This is a genomic window from Campylobacter sp. P0103, assembly GCF_002139545.1.
Taxonomy (GTDB): domain Bacteria; phylum Campylobacterota; class Campylobacteria; order Campylobacterales; family Campylobacteraceae; genus Campylobacter; species Campylobacter devanensis.
Window position 1 is genome coordinate 18,701 of record NZ_MJKG01000006.1, and the last position, 19,385, is coordinate 38,085.

Sequence of the window (19,385 nt, forward strand, 5' to 3'; positions counted from 1 at the left end):
TATGGTAGAGATTATAGTTGATGGCGAGAAATTTAGCGTAAATGAAAAGGGCAATCTAATCACTGAGCTAAAAAAGCATAATATTGAAATTCCACACTTTTGCTATCATGAAGCGCTTGGCGTAAGTGGTAATTGTAGAATGTGCCTAATAGAAGTAGTAGGCCAAAAACGCCCCCAAATCGCATGCGATACGCCTATAAAAGAGGGTATGGAGATCAAGATAAATAGCGAGCTTACAAGGGCTGTCCAGCGTGGAATTTTAGAGCTTGAGTTTATCAATCATCCGCTTGATTGTCCTGTATGCGATCAAGCCGGTGAGTGTGATTTACAAGATTATTATATGAAATTTGATCTACAAGAGTCCAAAGTAAGTCTAGCCGAGAAGGTAAAAAAAGGCAAAAGAGAGGATCTTGGCTCTTTGGTAATCCATGATGAAGAGCGGTGCGTGCTTTGTAGAAGGTGTGTGAGATTTACTCAAATATGTACTCAAACTAATGAATTAGCCGTGGGTGGTCGTGGTGAGCATAGCCACATAATGCTAATGAATGGCAAGAAAATAGACAATCCATACGCAGGAAATATAGTAGATATCTGTCCAGTAGGAGCTATGACTTCGGCTGATTTTAGATTTAAAAAGCGAGTTTGGCACCTACAAAAGACCCCCGCAATCTGCCAAGGCTGTGAAAGGGGGTGCGCTATATGGATCGATAGCAATAAAGCAAAATATCAAGATAGCAAAATTTATAGATTTAGGCCTAGAGAGAGTAGCGTAAATGGCTATTTCATCTGTGATTATGGTCGTTATAGCTACAAAGATGAGCAAGTAATTAAGCGTGATGATAGTGCGAAAATCTCCGCTTTGGCTCTAGATCTTAGGACAAATGGCGATCAATATGATATCTTAGCTTCAAGCTCATTAAGCATTGAAGAGATGAGTGCTTTAAAGATTTTGGCTAATGAGTTTAATATGGGCTTATATGGATTTAGCGATTTTAGAGATGAGAGCTTTAAAGATGAGATTGGATTAAAGCTTAGAGTACCGAATAAAACTGCTAATCGTGTGGGATTAAATAAGCTTGGCATAGATAAAAATTTAGATAAAAAATCTAAAAATTTAATAGTTTTTCATCTTGGTAGGGATTTTGAATTTATCAATAAATTTGAATTTGATAACCTCATCAAAATCGGCTCAAATAGCGATGCTGATATAGTTTGCGCTAGTAGCTATCATAGAGATGGCCATACCTTAAATATAGATGAAAAATTGCGATTTAGCAAGGGGGCTTTTGAGCCACTTAGCCCTAAAATTTGCGATATTATCGCTGAATTTATAGGTCGCAGGGTGGAATTTGATATGAGTATATTAAAGGCGTTTGCATGAGTGAAATTTGGCTAATTATATTTAGGATTGCGTTTATTTTGATCTTTATTTTGGTTTTGATACCTGTTTTGGTGCTATTAGAGCGTAAAATTTCAGCTTTTATCCAAGATCGCCCAGGCCCAAATAGAGCTAATATCGCCGCTATAAGGCTCGGCGGATTGATCCAAGCGATGGCTGATGCTTTAAAACTAGCTATAAAAGAGGATTTTACTCCAGCAGCTATTAGATCCAAAGCGTTATTTACTATCGCTCCGATGGTGCTATTTTTGATGAGTACGCTTACTATAGCTGTGATTCCATTTAGTGAATATTTTAGCATTGACGGGGTAAAATACCTTATGCAAGCAATCCCATTTGATGGCGGTATGCTATGGTATTTGGGATTTGCTAGTCTTAGTATCTATGGTATTATGCTAGCTGGTTGGAGCTCAAACAATAAATACTCCCTTTTAGGCTCTTTGCGTGCAGCTAGTGGGGCTATAAGCTATGAAATTCCACTAGGTCTAGCTGTTGTAAGTATGATTATCACATATAACTCTATTAGTTTAAATGACTTTGTGATAGCTCAACAAGGCTCATTTTTAGGCCTTCCTGCGTGGGGGATATTTCTTCAACCATTAGCGGCGATTATATTTATTATCTGTGCTTTTGCTGAGACAAATAGAGCGCCATTTGACCTAGCTGAAGGTGAGAGCGAGATAGTAGCTGGATATCACCTTGAGTATAGTGCGATGAGCTTTGCTATGTTTTTTATGGCTGAATATATCGCAATGACTGCTATGAGTGCGCTTATAGTTACGATATTTTTTGGTGGATACTCATTGCCTTATCTATCACAGGCTGATTTGGCCGCTAATTATGAGATTGTGCTACTTAGCATAGCTGGCGTGGCCACTATCTTTGGTTTATTATTTATCTGGTGGGTTAGCAAAAATAATGTTACTAGATATAAAATAAGTAAAGACCATAGAAAAAAAGAGAATATCATATATTACGCCTTAACAGCTCTGATAGTGGCTATAATCGATATTATATGCTTATATTTTTATGGAAATTTAGGTGAATTTGGTGCTGAGATTGTAGCTACTGCGGTGAATTTAGTGGTATTTGCGCTTAAAACCTTTATAGTGCTACTTGTATTTATCTGGGTTAGATGGACTCTACCTAGATTTAGATATGACCAAATTCAACGCTTAGGCTGGGAAAAGCTCATGCCCTTAGCAATTTTAAATATTATTATTACAGCATTGGTGGTGGTTTATGTCAGTTAAAGTCAAAAAAATCGAACGAAAAAAAATGCCACTTTTAGAGCGAATTTATATATTTTATATCATCGCTGGGATGGCTAGAACTTTTAAGCATTTTATCAGAAATTTACTCAATACCAAAAATATTGAATTCCTAGAATATCCCGAGCAAAAACCCGATGATATAAGCCCTAGATATCGTGGTCTTCATAGATTAACCAAATATGATAATGGCGAATTAAAGTGCGTTGCGTGCGATATGTGCGCTACAGCTTGTCCGGCTAAATGTATATTTATAGAAGCCTATGAAGTCCCTAGTAGCAAAGAAAAAGCCCCAAAAGTCTTTAATATAGATCTTTTGGAGTGTGTATTTTGCGGGCTTTGCGTGGAGGCGTGTCCTAAGGATGCTATAAGGATGGATAGCGGGATATTTACAAAGGTTGAAGGTAGTAGAGATAGCTTCATTAGCGATATAAATGAGCTTAGTAGTAGAAAAAGGGGAGAGTTTTGATGGAGAATTTTTTGTTTATTAACTTCTCATTTTTAGCTATTTTGGGAGCTTTGGGTTTGATTAGCTTTAAAGCACCTATCCATGGGGCTTTATCTATGATTGTCTCTTTGGTGGCTATAGCTGGGTTGTATCTTTTATTATATGCTAAGACTCTATTTTTAATCCAAATAGTAGTATATGCTGGGGCGATTATGGTTTTATCGGTTTTTGTGATGATGTTTTTTAATATCAAATCAGATAGCTTATGGGCTAAATTTAGCTTTATACAGATGATTCAAGCCGCTTTGCCTTTAGTCGTTTTTGGCTTTTTGGCTTACTGGCTTGCCTTGATACCTGGTAACTTCGAGGTAGCACCTGAGGGATTTGGAGAGATCGCACCACTTGGAAAGTATCTCTTTTTTAACTGGGGATTTAGCTTTGAGATGATTTCTCTACTTTTAACCGCTGCTTTGATAGGGGTTGTGGCGATTTTAAAAGGCAAAAATAATGGTTGAAAATTATATATTTGTAGCGATTTTGCTCTTTGTGATTGGAATTTTTGGTGTTATTTTGCGTAAAAATATCTTTACTATTTTTATGTCTGTTGAACTTATGTTAAATGCGGTTGCTTTGCTTTTTGCGATATTTGCTAGGGTTAATTTAAATTTAGATGGTCAAGTGATCGTAATGCTAGTTATCGCTATAGCTGCTGCTGAGGCGAGCTTTGGTCTTGCGCTCATCACCTTGCTTCACAAATCAAAACAGAGCCTAAATATAGATAGCTTTAGAGAGTTAAAGGATAGCGATGCTAGTTAATATCGTAATTTTAGCGCCAATTATTGGTAGTTTGTTGCTTGGGGTTTTATATCTTGCTAGAAAGAGTCTTGGCTTATCTCAAAGATTTTTCGCATTTTTGGGGATGGTTGGGCCTGTAGTTAGCTTTGTAGCTATGGCTGTGCTGTTTATTAATAGCTATGGTAGTAGCTTGAATTTGGATATATTTAGCTGGCTTGATATCGCTGGATTTAGCATAAATGTGGGATTTTATCTTGATGATCTTAGCCTTGTGATGGCGATATTTGTGGCGTTTTTGGGTATGCTTATACATTTGTATTCTATAGGCTATATGGATGGTGATGAGGGCTTTGGTAAGTTTTTTTGTTACATGAATTTATTCTTAGCCTCTATGCTGATTTTAGTTTTAGCAAATAATCCGATTTTGATGTTTGTCGGCTGGGAGGGCGTGGGCGTATGCTCATATCTATTAATCGCCTTTTATTTTGGTGATAAAGATAATGTCAAAGCTGGTAATAAAGCCTTTATATTAAATAGAATTGGCGATTTTGGCTTTTTGATTGGGCTTATTGCGTTGTATCTTGCTAGTAGCGGGGTTAAATTTGATTATATTGGCTTAAATGAAGTGAGCTTTAGCCCTAGTGTAGCGATATTTATAGCATTTTGTTTCATTACTGGAGCGCTAGCTAAATCAGCTCAAATTCCACTATACACTTGGCTACCTGATGCGATGGCTGGGCCTACTCCGATTTCAGCCTTGATCCACGCTGCGACGATGGTTACAGCTGGGGTTTATATGGTTGTTAGATTTGAGTTTTTGTTTGCTGGGCTTAGCTTGCCAATAGAAGTTTTAGCCGGTATTGGTGCGGCTGGAGCGCTCTTTGCTGGGATTATCGCTACAAAGGCTACTGATATTAAAAAAATTTTAGCCTACTCTACTATGAGTCAATTAGGATATATGTTCGCTGCGCTTAGCTACAGCTCTGGGGCTGCTATGTATCATCTATTTACTCATGGATTTTTTAAAGCGCTTCTGTTTTTGAGTGCTGGGGCTATCATTATAGCGCTTCATCATGAGCAAAATATCTTTAAAATGGGGAATTTAAAAGATAATAAATCGCTATATTATCCAATGCTTTTTGGTATGCTCGCAATTAGTGGGATATTCCCTTTTGCTGGATTTTTCTCCAAAGATGCCATTATACTTGGGGCGCTTCTTTCTGGGCATTATACTATATTTGCTATTTTATTATTTACTGCTGGGCTTACTGCATATTATTGTTTTAGGCTATTTTTCTTGGTATTTTACTCACAAAATCCCGCACCAAAGCAACATAAGGTGCCATTTAGTATGCTTGGGGTAAATTATATCCTTTGTCTATTTGCCTTAGGTGGTGGATTTATGGCGATATTTTTAGATATCGATCATCCAACTTTAATGGTGGAGATAATCGCTGGAGTCGTGAGTATGGCGGTATCTATTATTGGGATTTTCATCGCTTATAAGAAATTTTATAACTACAAAAACTGCGAAGAAAATATGGGTAAATTTGAGAGCATTGTAGCAAATAAATTCTATATAGATGAGATATATGATCTTGCTTTTGTGGCGAATTTAAAACGAATTAGCCACTTTTTGCGTGAGATTATAGATGATAAAATTTTATATCCGCTTGTTGAGTTTAGTGCTTTGATATTTAAGGCATTTAGCCAAATTTATGCTAGATATACTCAAAGCGGTTTAGCTAGTTCATACGCATTTTATATGCTATTTTTCATCTGTGTTATTATCATATTTTCAAAGGCTATTTTATGAGTAGTATCTTGAGTTTAATTATATTTATACCATTTTTATTGGGGCTTTTTATAGCTCTATTTTGTAATAATTTTTGGGGCAAGATTATAGCCTTTGGCGGATCTGTTTTGGTCGCTATTTTGGCTATTATTATGGCTCTTGGCTTTGACGGGGCTGGTGGAATGCAGTTTGTAGATATTGTCCCATTAGTTAAAAACTATGGCATTACATATATGGTTGGTGTAGATGGGATTAATATCTATCTTATTTTGATTATTACGATATTTTTGCCTTTTTTGTTTTTTGTGCTTAGATATCAAGAGAAGGGCTTTTGGGCGAATTTGCTCTTTATAGAGAGTGGGTTTTTGGCTGTTTGTAGCTCGCTTGATTTGATATTTTTCTATGCTGGATGGGAGATGATGCTCTTGCCGATATTTATAATGACTGGCTTGTATGGTAAGAGCGTTAAAAGAGCTAAAGCTATGCTAGATATGATGTATTATGCGATATTTGGGTCGATGATTATGCTTGGGGCGATTATCTATCTTGGCGTGGCACACTATTTGGAATTTGGATTTTATAGCTTTGCTTTGGCGGATTTGGTGAATTTGAATTTAAGTCTAAGCGTAGAGCGAATACTATTTTTTAGCTTTATGATAGCTTTTGTGATTAAGCTTCCTTTGTTTCCATTTCATATGTGGCTTAGCGGGGCATACACACACTCGCCTAGCGTGGCTACCTTTATGCTTTCAGCCATTGCATCTAAGGTGGCGGTGTTTGCGATTTTGAGATTTGTGTTGCCGATATTTTCGCTTAGCTTTGTTGAGTTTTCTAGCTATTTTGTGGCACTTGGGATATTTTCTATGATATATTTTGGGATAATTGCTCTTAGGTGCGATGACTTTAAGACTCTTTTGGCCTTTGCTTCGGCATCACATTTGGGTCTAATCTTAGCCGGGGTTTTCAGCCTTGATAGTGTGGCAATGAGCGGGGCGTTATATCAGATTATAGCTCATGCATTAACTAGTGGAGCGATGTTTTTGATGGTGGGTATCATCTCTAATCAACTAGGCACTCGCAAGGTTAGTCAGCTTGGCGGCATAGCTACTAAGGCTCCGATTTTTGCTACGCTATTTGGCATTATGATGCTATCAAGCGTGGGGCTTCCTACTACTATCGGCTTTGTGGCTGAGCTTTTGATTTTAGTGGGATTATTTAAATCAAATTTAATCTATGGGATTATCGCTACAACTTCTATTATCATCGGTGCGGTTTATATGTTTGTGGTTTATCGCAAGACGATTTTACAAAGTGTAAATGAAGTTACAGATAAATTCAAAGAGCTTAGTAAATCTCAGGTTATAGCCTTTGGTTTGGTGGCTATTGTGATATTTGTAATGGGTCTATATCCTAAGCCGATATTGGATCTATCGCAAAGCACGATCCAAAGCCACTATGAAAAATACATAAAATCAAATTTAAAGGGGCAATAATGATAGCTTTAACACCTTTTTTACTATCAATCGCCGCTATTGTAGCTAATATATTTTTAAGCGTTACAAAAATCAATAAAATATCGCTTTTAGGTATAAATTTAGCCTTTTGGGCTGTTATTTTAATCTCGTTTTTTGTTTTTAGGGTTGAGCTTCTTAGTGGGGATTTGCCGTTTTTTTGTGCTGAATTTATATCTCTTGGGCAATTTGAGTTTATATTTTGTGTGATTATAGCCTTTCTTACGATGATATTTTTAGCTACGATATATTTTAGCGATGATGAGAGCTATTTTAAATCTGAGCTAATAGCATTAGCAAATTTAGCCGCCTTTGGCATGATGGGGATGATAATCTCAAGCGAAATTATAACTACTTTGATTTTCATCGAGATCGCCTCCATATCCATATATGCGATGATAGCATTAAATTCAAGCTCAAAAAGCATTGAAGCAGCCTTTAAATACTTCTTGCTCTCATCATTTATGAGTGCGTTTTACTTGCTTGGGGCGGCTTTGATATTTGGGACTATTCAAAGTACAAAATATGAGATTCTTAGCAAACTCTCATCGCCATCTTTGATTACCACAATTGGCGTGTTAATGGTGATTGCGATGATATTTTTTAAGATTGCGATTTTTGGTTTTTATCGCTGGAGTATAGATGTGTATTATGGAGCTAGCACTAGTATAACTGGATATTTGGCTGGGGCGTTTAAACTAGCTAGTTTTGGGCTACTGATCAAATTTGCCCTGCTTTATAGCGGCGGCTGGGATGAAATTTTAGTGATTATATTTAGCGTAATTGCGATATTTAGTATGTTTATCGGTAACTTTTTGAGCCTTAAAGAGATAGATGTTAAAAAGATTTTGATAGCTGCTGGGATAGTTCATGCTGGGTATATTTTTATAAATTTAGCTAGTTTCAATGGTGATAGCTCTTTATTTGCTGGGGTGTATTATATCGCTATTTATGCTATTACAACGGGATTTGCATTTTTACTCTTAAATGCGTTTTTTAAAGATCAAAGGGTTGAGATCGACTCTCTTGCTGGAATTTACAAGAGCTCACCGCTTGGGGCGTTGGCATTTACTCTTATCTGCCTTTCATTTATAGGATTTCCATATACGGTGGGATTTTTGGGTAAGGTTTATGTATTCTCAAGTGCCTTTGAAAGCGGTAATGCGTATTTGGCGATTTTTGGTATTATAAATACTATTATATCGGTATATTATTATCTAAGAATTATTATTAGTATATATTTTAAATCACCAAATCAAGCTATCATAATCCCAAAATGTAGAGCTGTCTGGATAGGAATTTTAAGCATTTTAGCCACTTTATTTATCGTGCTTGAAGGAGTTGGAGCTGGGTCAATTTTAGGATATTTTAATCTTATAATGGGGTAAATTTGAAGTTGTTTTATATCAATTTTATAGTTTTTTGGTAAAATTACGCCTAACTGAATTTGGGGCGAAATATGAGTAAATTAATAATAGTTGAATCTCCAGCTAAAGCTAAAACTATAAAAAATTTCTTAGGTTCTGAGTATAAGGTTATAGCTAGTAAGGGACATATTAGAGATCTGCCTAAATCTAGCTTTGGGATTAAGATAGATGGGGATAACTTTACTCCTGAGTATAGGATTAGCAGCGATCACTCTGCTATCGTAAAAGAGATTAAAGAGCTTGCTAAAAGTGCCGATACCATCTATCTAGCGACCGATGAGGATAGAGAGGGTGAGGCTATAGCTTATCATATCGCCACAGCAATTGGCAAAAAGCCCGAAACCCTACCTAGAATAGTATTTCACGAAATCACAAAGGGCGCTATCGAGGCGGCTTTGGCAAATCCTAGAAAATTAGATATGAATAGCGTAAATGCTCAACAAGCAAGAAGGCTATTAGATAGGATTGTTGGCTATAAGCTTAGTCCGCTTTTAAATATCAAAATTCAAAGAGGTTTAAGTGCTGGGCGAGTCCAAAGCTCAGCGCTTAAAATTCTAGTCGATCGAGAGCGTGAGATTAGAGAATTTAAGCCTATTGAGTATTTTAGCATTGATACTAAATTTAAAGATGATTTAGAAGTTGAGTTAATCGAATTTCAAGGCTCAAAGATAGAAAAGCTCACCATCACAAACGCCCAAAGAGCCAAATATATCTTAGATAATATAAAAGATGATAAATTCAAAGTCAAAAGCATAGAATCCAAAGAGCGTAAAACTAATCCCCAACCACCTTTTATGACCTCAACTCTACAACAAAGTGCGTCAAATAGACTTGGCTTTAGCCCTAAAAAAACCATGATGTTAGCCCAAAGTTTATATGAAGGCGTCCAGACAAATAGCGGTTTTATGGGTGCTATAACCTATATGAGAACAGATAGCCTAAATATAGCCAAAGAAGCTTTAAACGCTGCTAGGGAGCTTATAAAGAGTGAATTTGGATCAAAATATCTGCCAAAAACTGCCAATATCTACACCACAAAATCCAAAGGCGCCCAAGAGGCTCACGAGGCGATCAGACCTACAAATTTGAGTTTTACACCACAAATTGCCTCGCAATATTTAGATAAAGATATGCTAAGGCTATACACATTGATTTATAATAGATTTTTGGCTTCACAGATGAGCCCTAGCGTATGCGAAATTCAAAATATCATTATAAAGGGCGAAAATTGCGAGTTTAAACTCTTAGGCAAGAAGGTTTCTTTCGATGGATTTTATAGAGTTTATGGCGATATGGATAAAGATAAAATTCTCCCACCTTTAAAAATCGATGATAATATGAGTATCCAAAGCATCAAAAGCACCAAACACGAAACCGAGCCACCTAGTCGCTACTCTGAGGCTGGACTTGTCAAAAAGCTAGAGAGCCTTGGAATTGGCAGACCTAGCACCTATGCGCCTACTATTTCGCTTTTAACTAGCCGTGATTATGTCAAAGTAGAAAAAAAGCAATTAATCCCAAATGATATAGCATTTACTATAACTTCAGTATTAGAAGAGAATTTTAAAGATATTGTAGATAGCGAATTTACTTCTAAAATGGAAGAAAAGCTTGATGATATAGCCGAAAATAAAGCCGATTGGCAAGAGGTTTTATCCAATTTTTACCACCCTTTTATCAAACAGATTGATGAAGGAAAAACAAATATAAAAAGCCAAAAAGTAGCCGAGCCAATAGGTGAGAAATGCCCTGATTGCGGTGGTGAGTTAGTTAAGAGAAAGGGTAGATTTGGCGAGTTTATAGCCTGTTTAAATTTCCCAAAATGTAAATATACCAAAAACCTAGCTAACTCTAATAAATTTGAGAAGAAAGAGCCATCTAAAATCGGTATTCAATGCCCTGATTGCGGTGGAGAATTGGTCGAGAGAATTGGTAAAAAAGGTAAATTCTATGGCTGCGCCAACTATCCAAAATGTAATTTTCTAAGTAAATATAAACCAATTATAGACAAATGCCCAAAATGTAATACGCTAATGGTCTTAAAAGAGCTTAAAAAAGGGAATTTCAAAGAGTGCCCACAATGTAAATTTAAAGAAGAGGTAAGCAATAATGAATAAAGTAGTAATGCTATGTGCGATATGTAATGTTAGTAGCGGCAACTGCCCTGAAGATTGTGCGTATTGTACTCAAAGTGCTCATGTAAAAGCTGATATAAATAGATATAAACAAAAAAGCATAGAGCAAATTTTAAAAGAAGCTAAAATGGCTAAGGCAAATAAAGCTCTTGGCTTTTGCTTAGTTACTAGCGGTAGGGGGCTTGATGATAAAAAGCTTGAGTTTATCTGCCAAACTGCCAAAACATTACAAAAAGAGATGCCTGAGCTACTGCTGATAGCATGTAATGGAAGTGCAAGTTATGAGAGCTTAAAAGAGCTTAAAAATGCTGGAATTTTCAGCTATAATCACAATCTTGAAACAAGCCGTGAATACTTTCCTAAAATCTGTTCTACTCATAGCTGGGATGAGAGATTTGAGACGAATTTAAATGCCAAAAGAGCTGGGCTTGAGCTTTGCTGTGGTGGGATTTATGGTCTTGGAGAGAGCAATGAAGATAGAATAAGCTTTAGAAACTCACTAAAAGAGCTAAATCCATTTACTAGTCCGATAAATTTCTTTATCCCAAATCCCGCTTTGAAAATCAAAGAGCCAAAGCTTAGTGCCGATGAAGCCTTAGAGATATTAAGAGATAGCGCTAAAGCTCTGCCTAATACTAGAATAATGGTAGCTGGCGGTAGAGAGGTAATCCTTGGCGATAGGCAATATGAGATATTAGAAAATGGAGCTAGCGCTATTGTCGTGGGGGATTATCTCACTACTAGTGGTGAGGCTGCTAGTAAGGATATAGAAGAGCTTAAAAAACGAGGCTTTGAGTTTGCAACACAGTGCCATTAATGAGCTTTCTATTTTACTTGTTTTGGCGTTTATAATCTTTATATCGCCATATTTTTCTAAAATTTCTAAAATCCCAATCGCCCCTATAGAGATTATGATGGGGATAATCTTTGGGTTTTTTGGGTTTATACCGCATAGTGAGCCATTTAAGATAGTAGCTGAAGTTGGGTTTTTTTATCTAATGTTTCTGGCTGGGACTGAGATAGATCTGAAATCTTTTTTTAAAATAGAAAAAAGCATTATAAAGCTAGCTCTTGCTTATCTAACTATTTTGTATATTGTGGCTGGGGTTTTTAGTGCGTTTATATCGCCGGCGTTTTTGGTTATTGTGGTGGTGCCACTTATGTCGGTTGGAATTTTATCTACCCTATTTAAAGAGTATGGTAAAAACGAGCCTTGGCTAAATACCGCTATGATCGCTGGTGGCATAGGCGAGGTACTTAGTATCGCTCTTTTAACCCTTATGTCAGCTTATATTGAATTTGGTAATTCTATTGAGTTATTTAGTAGTATATACTATCTTATACTATTTATTGTGCTTTGTGTGCTTGGATTTAAGGGGCTTGAAGTGCTATTTTGGTGGTATCCAAATCTCAAAATTCTACTAATGCCTCACGATGATAAGAGTGAAAAGGATATTCGCCTATCTATGGCGCTATTTTTTAGTACTGTAGCGGTGATGATATATCTGAATTTAGAGATTGTCCTTGGGGCTTTTATCGCTGGGAGCTTTATCGCTACATTTTTTAGTCACAAAAAAGATCTTCCACATAAGCTTGGTAGCTTTGGGTTTGGATTCTTGGTGCCGATATTTTTTGTCTATATTGGTACAACCGTGGAGCTTGAATATCTTTTGGTTCCTGGGGTGCTTGATAATGCTGTGAAATTGATGATATTTATGATTATTGTGCGAGTGATATCTTCAATGATATTTGTAAAGCGTTTTGGATTATATGATAGTATTCTTTTTGGCTTATCACTCTCAATGCCACTTACGCTTTTAGTAGCGGTGGCTACGGTAGCTTATAATGCTGGAAATATAGCAAAAGAGCTATATTTTGCTTTTATTATCGCTAGTATTTTTGAGGTGATTTTGTCTATGATATTAATAAAATTTACAAATTATCTTAAATTTCGCCTTAAATAATTAAGTTAGATATTTAAGGCCAATTTAATTTAAATAAAATTTAGATAAGATATAAAAAATTTTAATCAAAGGATAAAAATGAGTAACACAGTAACATTAACCGACAATAGAAATGGAAAAAGCTATGAATTTCCTATTCTTGATGGTACTTTAGGGCCTAGCGTTATAGATATATCTACTCTGTACAAAGATACTGGTATGTTTACATTTGATAGGGGCTATACTAGCACCGCAATGTGTCGTTCAGCTATCACATATATTGATGGTGAGGCTGGGACTTTGATGCATAGAGGCTATGATATAGCGTGGCTTGCTGAAAATAAAAGATATTTAGATTTGGTATATCTATTATTTAATAGCAAACTCCCAAGCCAAGAGGAGCTAGACGCATTTCGCCAAGAGCTAAAAGAGAGAAGCTATCTAAATGAAAAGATGATAAAACTATTTGATTGTTTCCCTGATAAGGCTCATCCGATGGCGGTTTTACAAGCAAGTGTAGCTACTATGAGTGCTTACTATAAAAGAGATATGAACTTTGATGATATGAAAGATTATATGGAATTAGCTAAAAGAATGGTAGCTAAAATTCCTACTATGATAGCATTTTATTATCGTCATGTTCGTGGCTTCCCAACTGTATATCCAGATCTTGATCGTGGATTTACAGAGAATTTCTTATATATGTTAAGAGCATTCCCGCACAATAGAGTAGATCTAAAACCAATCGAAGTTAAAGCCTTTGATACGATCTTAATGCTTCACGCTGACCACGAGCAAAACGCCTCTACTACGACTGTTAGGACAGTTGGCTCTACTCACGCTCATCCATACTCATGCATAAGCGCTGGTATAGGTGCGCTTTGGGGTCATGCTCATGGTGGTGCTAATGAGGGCGTTATAAGACAGCTTGAGATGATCGGTACTCCAGATAGAGTTGATGAATTCATCAAAAAAGCAAAAGACAAAAATGATCCATTCCGCCTAATGGGCTTTGGACATAGAGTTTATAAAAACTTTGACCCAAGAGCCAAAGTATTAAAAGGCTTAAGAGATAAACTAATCGATGAAATCGGTATAGATAGCAATCTAATTAAAGTCGCTACTAGAATCGAAGAGATAGCTCTAAATGATGAGTATTTCGTATCTAGAAATCTATATCCAAATGTGGACTTCCATAGTGGCGTAATCCTAAAAGCTTTGGGAATTCCAAATGAGATGTTTGCGGCTATATTTGTAATGGGTAGAGTTCCAGGATGGCTAAGCCAATGGATGGAGCTAAAATCTCAAGACAATATCAAAATTGTTCGCCCAAGACAGCTATATGTTGGACCAGCATCTCAACCTGAGTAAGCTTCACGACATTGCCATCTCTGCAGCTTTGGCTGCAGGAGAGGCTATTTTAGCTGTTTATGATAAATTTGAGCTATCTTTAAAAAGTGATAGCTCACCCTTAACTACTGCTGATTTAGTAGCAAATCAAGCGATATTTACCCACTTGCAATCGACACAAATTCCTATATGTTCTGAAGAGAGTATTTTGCCTTTTCATATGCGAAATGAAGATGCGCTTTTTTGGCTTGTTGATCCGCTTGATGGAACAAAGGAATTTATTGCTAGAAATGGAGAGTTCTGCGTTTGTATAGCTTTAATTTGGCATTCTAGGCCCATTTTAGGAGTTATATATACTCCACTTAGCAAAGAGATTTATAGTAGCTTTGTAGGTGCGCCAGTATTTAAAAATTTTGAGCAAATAGGGGAATATAAGGAAAATTTACAAAGTCTAAATCTAGCAAATAATACTTTGAATTTAGATGGTTCAAATATTTTAATTAGCGGTCGTTCAGCTGATATGACGCAGATTGAAAATTTTGCTAAAGAGTTTAATTTAAATTTAGCTACGCTTGGTTCAGCGATTAAATTTAGCAAACTAGCAAGCCAAGAAGTTGGAGTTTTTATAAGATTTTATGGTTCGCATATTTGGGATACGGCTGCGGGTGATTTTTTATTGCATCAAAGTGGCGGGATTATGCTCTCACTTAGTACGCTTAAACCGTTAAATTATGCTAAAAAAATTACATTAAATGATAGCTTCATTGCATTGAGTCGTAGTCAAAAGTCAAATTTAAAACGATATCTAGAATATATAAAATTACAAATTATTTGATCTAATTTATGGAATAATTTATCGTTATAATGAATAGTTTTTAATAAAAATAACATTACCCATATAATTTTATTTTAAATTCTTTTTAACACAATATTTAATAACATCTTATGCTGTTTGTTTAGGATAAAGGCTCTAAAGGGCTAATTTAAGATGGAGTAATCAAAAAATTTCCATATTTAAATATATTAGATTTAAGGAGTATTGATGGAAATTTTAAAAGAGACGATTGAGCTTATAGAGATTTTAGATTATGTTACAATAGTTTTTGCATTTTTTGCGAGGTTACTATAAGGCTTGAAACAAATGATAAATTCAACTGGGCTTAGACATAGCCTTATATAATAGCAGATATTCTTTGATTAGCTTGTAGTATTAAATACTTGTATTGTATTTTAATTATGATATGTATTATTTTAAAAATGAAACATAACAAATATCCTAATAAAAGTTGTCTAAATTTAAATTTGTTTAAAGTATATATCGATATAATCAAACCTTAAATTTATAATTTTATTTTTAACTAATGAGCCAATAACACTAAATAAGCTCAAACTAAAGAGAGCGCTATGAACGAGATGTTAAAAAAGCTGCAAAACTCTAGCATAACTCTATCTGCTGCAGCTAAAGAACTAGCTATAAGCGAAGATGAGATTTGTGAGCTTATAAGTGAACAATTTGGCTATGAGATAGCTGATATAAGTGTGGTAGATTACACTTTGGCTGATAGTTTGCCATTAGATATAATGGTTAAATTTGAGATTTTACCTATTAAATTTGAGGCTAATATCATTAGTGTTGCTATGAAAAATCCATTTAATACAAGTGCACTTTTAAGGCTTCGCAATATCTATAAAGATAAAATCATAAAACCTCTAATCATCCAACCAGCTAAGCTAGATAGAATACTTGCTAAACTTCCGCTTCATTATGGTTTAAATGCCATAATTTCACAGGTAAAAGTGCAAATAAATTCCAAAGGATCTAATGATGATAGCGCAGTTTTACGGCTTATTGATAGGGTGCTAAATAGTGCTATAGATCTAAACTCTAGCGATATTCACATTGAGCCAACTAGTTTTGGTTGTGTGATTAGAGTGCGTATTGATGGGGTTTTATGCGAGTTATTTGAATTTGATAGTGATATATATGCTGGGTTAATTGGTAGGTTAAAGCTGCTTGCAAATTTAGATATTGCTGAACATAAAAAAGCACAAGATGGTAGATTTTCATATGATATAAATGGCAGAAGTATTGATTTTAGAATTTCAGTTTTGCCTATTATTGATGGGCAAAGTGTAGTGCTTAGGATTCTTGATAGTCATAAGATGATTGTAAATTTGCAAAATTTAGGATTAAATGAGTTGAATTTTAGCACTTTAAAGCGTGCGATTTATAAAAACTATGGAATGATTTTAGTTACTGGTCCAACAGGAAGCGGTAAAACTACTACTATTTACTCAGCACTTAATGAGCTAAAAGGGCCAACTAAAAAGATTATTACCATAGAAGAGCCAGTAGAGTATCAAATGAGCTATCTTCAGCAAGTTGCTGTTGGGCATAGAAGCGCAATTAGTTTTGAAGAGGCGTTGCGTTCAGCGCTTCGACAAGATCCAGATATTATAATGATAGGTGAGATTAGGGATTATCAAAGTTTGCGTACAGCTGTGGGCGCAGCTCTTACTGGCCATTTGGTACTTAGTACATTACATACTAATAATGCTATTAGTGCTATAGATAGAATGATGGATATGGGGTTGGAGCGTTATCTTATTAGTGGTGCTATTATAGCGATTATGGCACAGCGTTTGGCTAGAAAGCTTTGCTTGTATTGCAAAGAGATGGTTGAGAATGGACGATATAAGGCTCATGGTTGCCCTAACTGTGTAGGAACTGGATATAGTGGTAGAGTTGTCATTAGTGAGGTTTTAGAAATTAGTGCGAATTTAGCTTCGCTTATGGCTCGTGGCGAGTCTAGTGGGATTATTCTAGCAGAGGCTAAGCGTGAAGGTTTTATCCCTATGGAAGTAAGCGCTATGGAGCTAGTAGATAGTGGAGTTACTAGTCTTGAAGAGATATTAAGCCTGATTTAATCAGTTAAGACAATGAGACGATATAATGCTAAAATTATTACCAATAATGCTACAATAACTCGTACTATTACTGCATCAAATTTAGAAAATGCTAAAGAGATTTTATCTTCAAGCGGCGAGATTATTGCTATTAGTGAGGAGAGTAAAGTTGGGCTTGGAGCAAAATTTAGGCGGATTGATAGCGGAGTTTTAGCTATTTATATTAGGCAGATTGGAACCTTAATGGAGGCTGGAGTAAGTGTTCTTGAGGCTTTTTCTAGCGTGGCGCAAGGGTGTCATAACCCTATACTTAGGAAAATTTTAGATGATATTAGCTCAGATTTGCACTCTGGTCTGAGTCTTGAGCAAGCTCTTAGCGGGTTTAAAAGTGAACTAGGAGCAGTTAGCGTAGCGATGTTTGCTCTGGGACAAAATAGCGGACGGTTGCCTGAGGCGCTTTTTATGCTTAGTGATATGCTCAACGAGATGGCAGAAAATAAGGCAAAATTTAAAAGAGCGCTTCGTTATCCTATGATAGTTTTACTCTCTTTGATAATAGCGTTTAATCTATTAATTGTGATGGTAGTACCATCATTTGCTGGAGTATTTGCATCTATAGGCGGAGAGCTTCCGCTGGCTACTAGAATACTTTTAGGGCTTGAGAGTTTTATTGCTGGTTATGGATTTTTGGCATTATTTGGGATAATTTTTATTGGATTTTTGATTTGGTATTTTTATAGATTTAACTCTAAATTTAGGATAAAATTTGATAATTTTTTGCTTAAAATTCCATTGCTTAAGGGGTTGATTTTATATGGTTCATTGACTAAATTTAGTCTGATTTTATCACGATTGATAAGTGCTGGAATGTCAATTGATAAGGCTATTAATATCGCAAATGGTGTTGTAGAAAATAGTTATATAAGCAGTAAAATCGCTTTTGTAGCAATGGATATCCATAGCGGGCAGACGCTTAGCAAGGCTTTTGAAGGTGCTCATGTATATGAGAAAATAGCTATCCAGATTATAAAGGCTGGACAAACAAGCGGAGTAATTGATGAGATGTTTGCTCATGTATCAAAGTTTTATAAGCAAAAATATGACACGCTTATCGATGGGTTAAATGGGAGTTTAGAGCCAGTTTTACTAATAGCAATAGCTGGGGCAGTACTACTTTTGGGGCTTGGAATTTTTATGCCACTTTGGGAACTCTCTAGTGGTTCTTGGTTGTATTGATTTATTTAACTTATACTTTATGTATTAGCCTTGAATATTTTATTTAAGGCTAATACATTTTAAATCATAATGAGTAAAACTATTTTATTTAATTAAATGATAAAAGATAGACTTTTGCATTAAAATCCATAATCTTTTACGAAAATAGGCTATTTACGCTTTCATCATGATATACTCTGCGGATTACCTCGCCAAATAGTGGCGCTGTGGTTAAAACCTTAATATATGGGCTTTGCTCTTTGAGTGGGATGGTATCAGTCGTGACTAGCTCATCTAAGACTCCGCTATTTATCCTATCATACGCAGGCCCGCTTAAAACCGGATGAGTACAAAAGGCCATGACGCTTGTGGCGCCATTTTTCTTAAATACTTCAGCGGCTTTGACTATTGTGCCTGCTGTATCGATCATATCATCGATTAAGATTACATCCTTGCCATTTACATCGCCTATGATATTCATAACTTCGCTTTCATTGGCCTTTTCACGGCGTTTATCTACTATTACCATATCTAGATTTAAGCTTTTAGCTAGGCTTCTAGCACGAGCTACGCCGCCTACATCAGGGCTTGCCACAATAGGATTTTTAAGATTTTTACTCTTTACATAGTCTAAAAATACAATAGTTCCATAAAGATTATCTACTGGAATATCAAAAAATCCTTGAATTTGCCCAGCGTGAAGATCCATAGTAACTACTCTATCTATGCCAGCGGTTTGCATCATATTTGCTACTAATTTAGCTGTTATCGGCACTCTTGGAGCAGCTTTTCTATCTTGTCTAGCATAGCCAAAGTATGGCACCACTGCTGTTATAGAGCTTGCACTTGAGCGTTTTAGAGCATCAGTTAGGATTAGTAGCTCCATTAGGTTTATATTGGCTGGAGCACAGGTTGGCTGAATGATAAAAACATCTTTACCCCGCACACTTTCGCCTATTTGTACGCTAATCTCTCCATCGCTAAATCTCTTTATACTAGCTTCGCTAAGTGGAATTCCAAGATATTTAGCCACCATTTTTGAAAACTCTACATTTGCTGTCCCAGAAAAAATCTTATATCCACGCATTTTTGCCCTTTTTGGAAGTATAGGGTTAATTTTAGCCTAAATTTGCTTAAAAATTAGATGGATTTTGTAGGCTAAATTTGAGTTTATGAGCGATATGTAAGT

16 protein-coding genes are annotated in these 19,385 nt (G+C 35.9%); 15 read left to right on the forward strand and 1 reads right to left on the reverse strand.

The features are described 5' to 3' along the window. Position 1: 1 nt before the first annotated feature. The 15 genes from CIGNP103_RS06695 to CIGNP103_RS06765 all read left to right on the forward strand — a co-directional run bounded on the left by CIGNP103_RS06695 (position 2) and on the right by CIGNP103_RS06765 (position 18,217). Positions 2-1,381, forward strand: a complete 1,380-nt coding sequence (locus CIGNP103_RS06695; RefSeq protein WP_086268814.1) for a 2Fe-2S iron-sulfur cluster-binding protein — start codon at positions 2-4, stop codon at positions 1,379-1,381. Continuing rightward, on the forward strand, positions 1,378-2,652 hold the full coding sequence (locus CIGNP103_RS06700; protein ID WP_086252674.1) for a complex I subunit 1/NuoH family protein: 1,275 nt from the start codon (positions 1,378-1,380) through the stop codon (positions 2,650-2,652). Before CIGNP103_RS06695 ends, CIGNP103_RS06700 begins: the two co-directional genes overlap by 4 nt. After that, entirely contained in the window at positions 2,642-3,139 is a 498-nt protein-coding gene (locus CIGNP103_RS06705; RefSeq protein ID WP_086226884.1) for a NuoI/complex I 23 kDa subunit family protein, read from the forward strand. Before CIGNP103_RS06700 ends, CIGNP103_RS06705 begins: the two co-directional genes overlap by 11 nt. Then, complete coding sequence (locus CIGNP103_RS06710) at positions 3,139-3,633, forward strand: NADH-quinone oxidoreductase subunit J family protein (protein WP_086252675.1); 495 nt, start codon at positions 3,139-3,141, stop codon at positions 3,631-3,633. The genes CIGNP103_RS06705 and CIGNP103_RS06710 overlap by 1 nt, the downstream gene beginning before the upstream one ends. Further along, the gene (gene nuoK, locus CIGNP103_RS06715) at positions 3,626-3,934 is read left to right on the forward strand and encodes an NADH-quinone oxidoreductase subunit NuoK (protein ID WP_086252676.1); all 309 of its coding nucleotides are present in this window, start codon (positions 3,626-3,628) and stop codon (positions 3,932-3,934) included. Before CIGNP103_RS06710 ends, nuoK begins: the two co-directional genes overlap by 8 nt. Further along, the gene (gene nuoL / locus CIGNP103_RS06720) at positions 3,924-5,729 is read left to right on the forward strand and encodes an NADH-quinone oxidoreductase subunit L (RefSeq protein WP_086252677.1); all 1,806 of its coding nucleotides are present in this window, start codon (positions 3,924-3,926) and stop codon (positions 5,727-5,729) included. Before nuoK ends, nuoL begins: the two co-directional genes overlap by 11 nt. Next, on the forward strand, positions 5,726-7,201 hold the full coding sequence (locus tag CIGNP103_RS06725; protein ID WP_086252678.1) for a complex I subunit 4 family protein: 1,476 nt from the start codon (positions 5,726-5,728) through the stop codon (positions 7,199-7,201). Before nuoL ends, CIGNP103_RS06725 begins: the two co-directional genes overlap by 4 nt. Further along, positions 7,201-8,607, forward strand: a complete 1,407-nt coding sequence (locus tag CIGNP103_RS06730; RefSeq protein WP_086241786.1) for an NADH-quinone oxidoreductase subunit N — start codon at positions 7,201-7,203, stop codon at positions 8,605-8,607. Before CIGNP103_RS06725 ends, CIGNP103_RS06730 begins: the two co-directional genes overlap by 1 nt. 71 nt (positions 8,608-8,678) lie before the next feature. After that, positions 8,679-10,763 carry a type I DNA topoisomerase gene (topA, locus tag CIGNP103_RS06735; RefSeq protein WP_086268815.1) on the forward strand — a complete coding sequence of 695 codons (2,085 nt, stop codon included), beginning with the start codon at positions 8,679-8,681 and terminating at the stop codon, positions 10,761-10,763. Next, positions 10,756-11,598 carry a biotin synthase gene (locus tag CIGNP103_RS06740; RefSeq protein ID WP_236847426.1) on the forward strand — a complete coding sequence of 281 codons (843 nt, stop codon included), beginning with the start codon at positions 10,756-10,758 and terminating at the stop codon, positions 11,596-11,598. Before topA ends, CIGNP103_RS06740 begins: the two co-directional genes overlap by 8 nt. After that, positions 11,579-12,745, forward strand: a complete 1,167-nt coding sequence (locus CIGNP103_RS06745) for a cation:proton antiporter (protein WP_086268816.1) — start codon at positions 11,579-11,581, stop codon at positions 12,743-12,745. The genes CIGNP103_RS06740 and CIGNP103_RS06745 overlap by 20 nt, the downstream gene beginning before the upstream one ends. Before the next feature lie 78 nt (positions 12,746-12,823). Next, entirely contained in the window at positions 12,824-14,095 is a 1,272-nt protein-coding gene (locus CIGNP103_RS06750) for a citrate synthase (protein WP_086225596.1), read from the forward strand. After that, positions 14,070-14,909 carry a 3'(2'),5'-bisphosphate nucleotidase CysQ family protein gene (locus CIGNP103_RS06755; RefSeq protein WP_236845522.1) on the forward strand — a complete coding sequence of 280 codons (840 nt, stop codon included), beginning with the start codon at positions 14,070-14,072 and terminating at the stop codon, positions 14,907-14,909. Before CIGNP103_RS06750 ends, CIGNP103_RS06755 begins: the two co-directional genes overlap by 26 nt. Positions 14,910-15,478: 569 nt before the next feature. Continuing rightward, entirely contained in the window at positions 15,479-17,002 is a 1,524-nt protein-coding gene (locus CIGNP103_RS06760; RefSeq protein ID WP_086234969.1) for a GspE/PulE family protein, read from the forward strand. A gap of 12 nt (positions 17,003-17,014) precedes the next feature. Next, a complete protein-coding gene (locus tag CIGNP103_RS06765) occupies positions 17,015-18,217 on the forward strand; it encodes a type II secretion system F family protein (protein WP_086268817.1) in 1,203 nt (400 codons plus the stop codon). A gap of 136 nt (positions 18,218-18,353) precedes the next feature. Here the strand turns inward: CIGNP103_RS06765 and CIGNP103_RS06770 are convergent, their stop codons facing one another. Beyond that, positions 18,354-19,283: a ribose-phosphate pyrophosphokinase gene (locus tag CIGNP103_RS06770; RefSeq protein WP_086226873.1), complete on the reverse strand. Its 930-nt coding sequence runs from the start codon at positions 19,281-19,283 to the stop codon at positions 18,354-18,356. Positions 19,284-19,385 lie beyond the last annotated feature (102 nt).

Bases quoted from the DNA above. Each gene is read 5' to 3' on its own strand.
- CIGNP103_RS06695 (WP_086268814.1), top strand. From the start codon at position 2: ATGGTAGAGATTATAGTTGATGGCGAGAAATTTAGCGTAAATGAAAAG.
- CIGNP103_RS06700 (WP_086252674.1), top strand. From the start codon at position 1,378: ATGAGTGAAATTTGGCTAATTATATTTAGGATTGCGTTTATTTTGATC.
- CIGNP103_RS06705 (WP_086226884.1), top strand. From the start codon at position 2,642: ATGTCAGTTAAAGTCAAAAAAATCGAACGAAAAAAAATGCCACTTTTA.
- CIGNP103_RS06710 (WP_086252675.1), top strand. From the start codon at position 3,139: ATGGAGAATTTTTTGTTTATTAACTTCTCATTTTTAGCTATTTTGGGA.
- nuoK (WP_086252676.1), top strand. From the start codon at position 3,626: ATGGTTGAAAATTATATATTTGTAGCGATTTTGCTCTTTGTGATTGGA.
- nuoL (WP_086252677.1), top strand. From the start codon at position 3,924: ATGCTAGTTAATATCGTAATTTTAGCGCCAATTATTGGTAGTTTGTTG.
- CIGNP103_RS06725 (WP_086252678.1), top strand. From the start codon at position 5,726: ATGAGTAGTATCTTGAGTTTAATTATATTTATACCATTTTTATTGGGG.
- CIGNP103_RS06730 (WP_086241786.1), top strand. From the start codon at position 7,201: ATGATAGCTTTAACACCTTTTTTACTATCAATCGCCGCTATTGTAGCT.
- topA (WP_086268815.1), top strand. From the start codon at position 8,679: ATGAGTAAATTAATAATAGTTGAATCTCCAGCTAAAGCTAAAACTATA.
- CIGNP103_RS06740 (WP_236847426.1), top strand. From the start codon at position 10,756: ATGAATAAAGTAGTAATGCTATGTGCGATATGTAATGTTAGTAGCGGC.
- CIGNP103_RS06750 (WP_086225596.1), top strand. From the start codon at position 12,824: ATGAGTAACACAGTAACATTAACCGACAATAGAAATGGAAAAAGCTAT.
- CIGNP103_RS06760 (WP_086234969.1), top strand. From the start codon at position 15,479: ATGAACGAGATGTTAAAAAAGCTGCAAAACTCTAGCATAACTCTATCT.
- CIGNP103_RS06765 (WP_086268817.1), top strand. From the start codon at position 17,015: ATGAGACGATATAATGCTAAAATTATTACCAATAATGCTACAATAACT.
- CIGNP103_RS06770 (WP_086226873.1), bottom strand. From the start codon at position 19,283: ATGCGTGGATATAAGATTTTTTCTGGGACAGCAAATGTAGAGTTTTCA.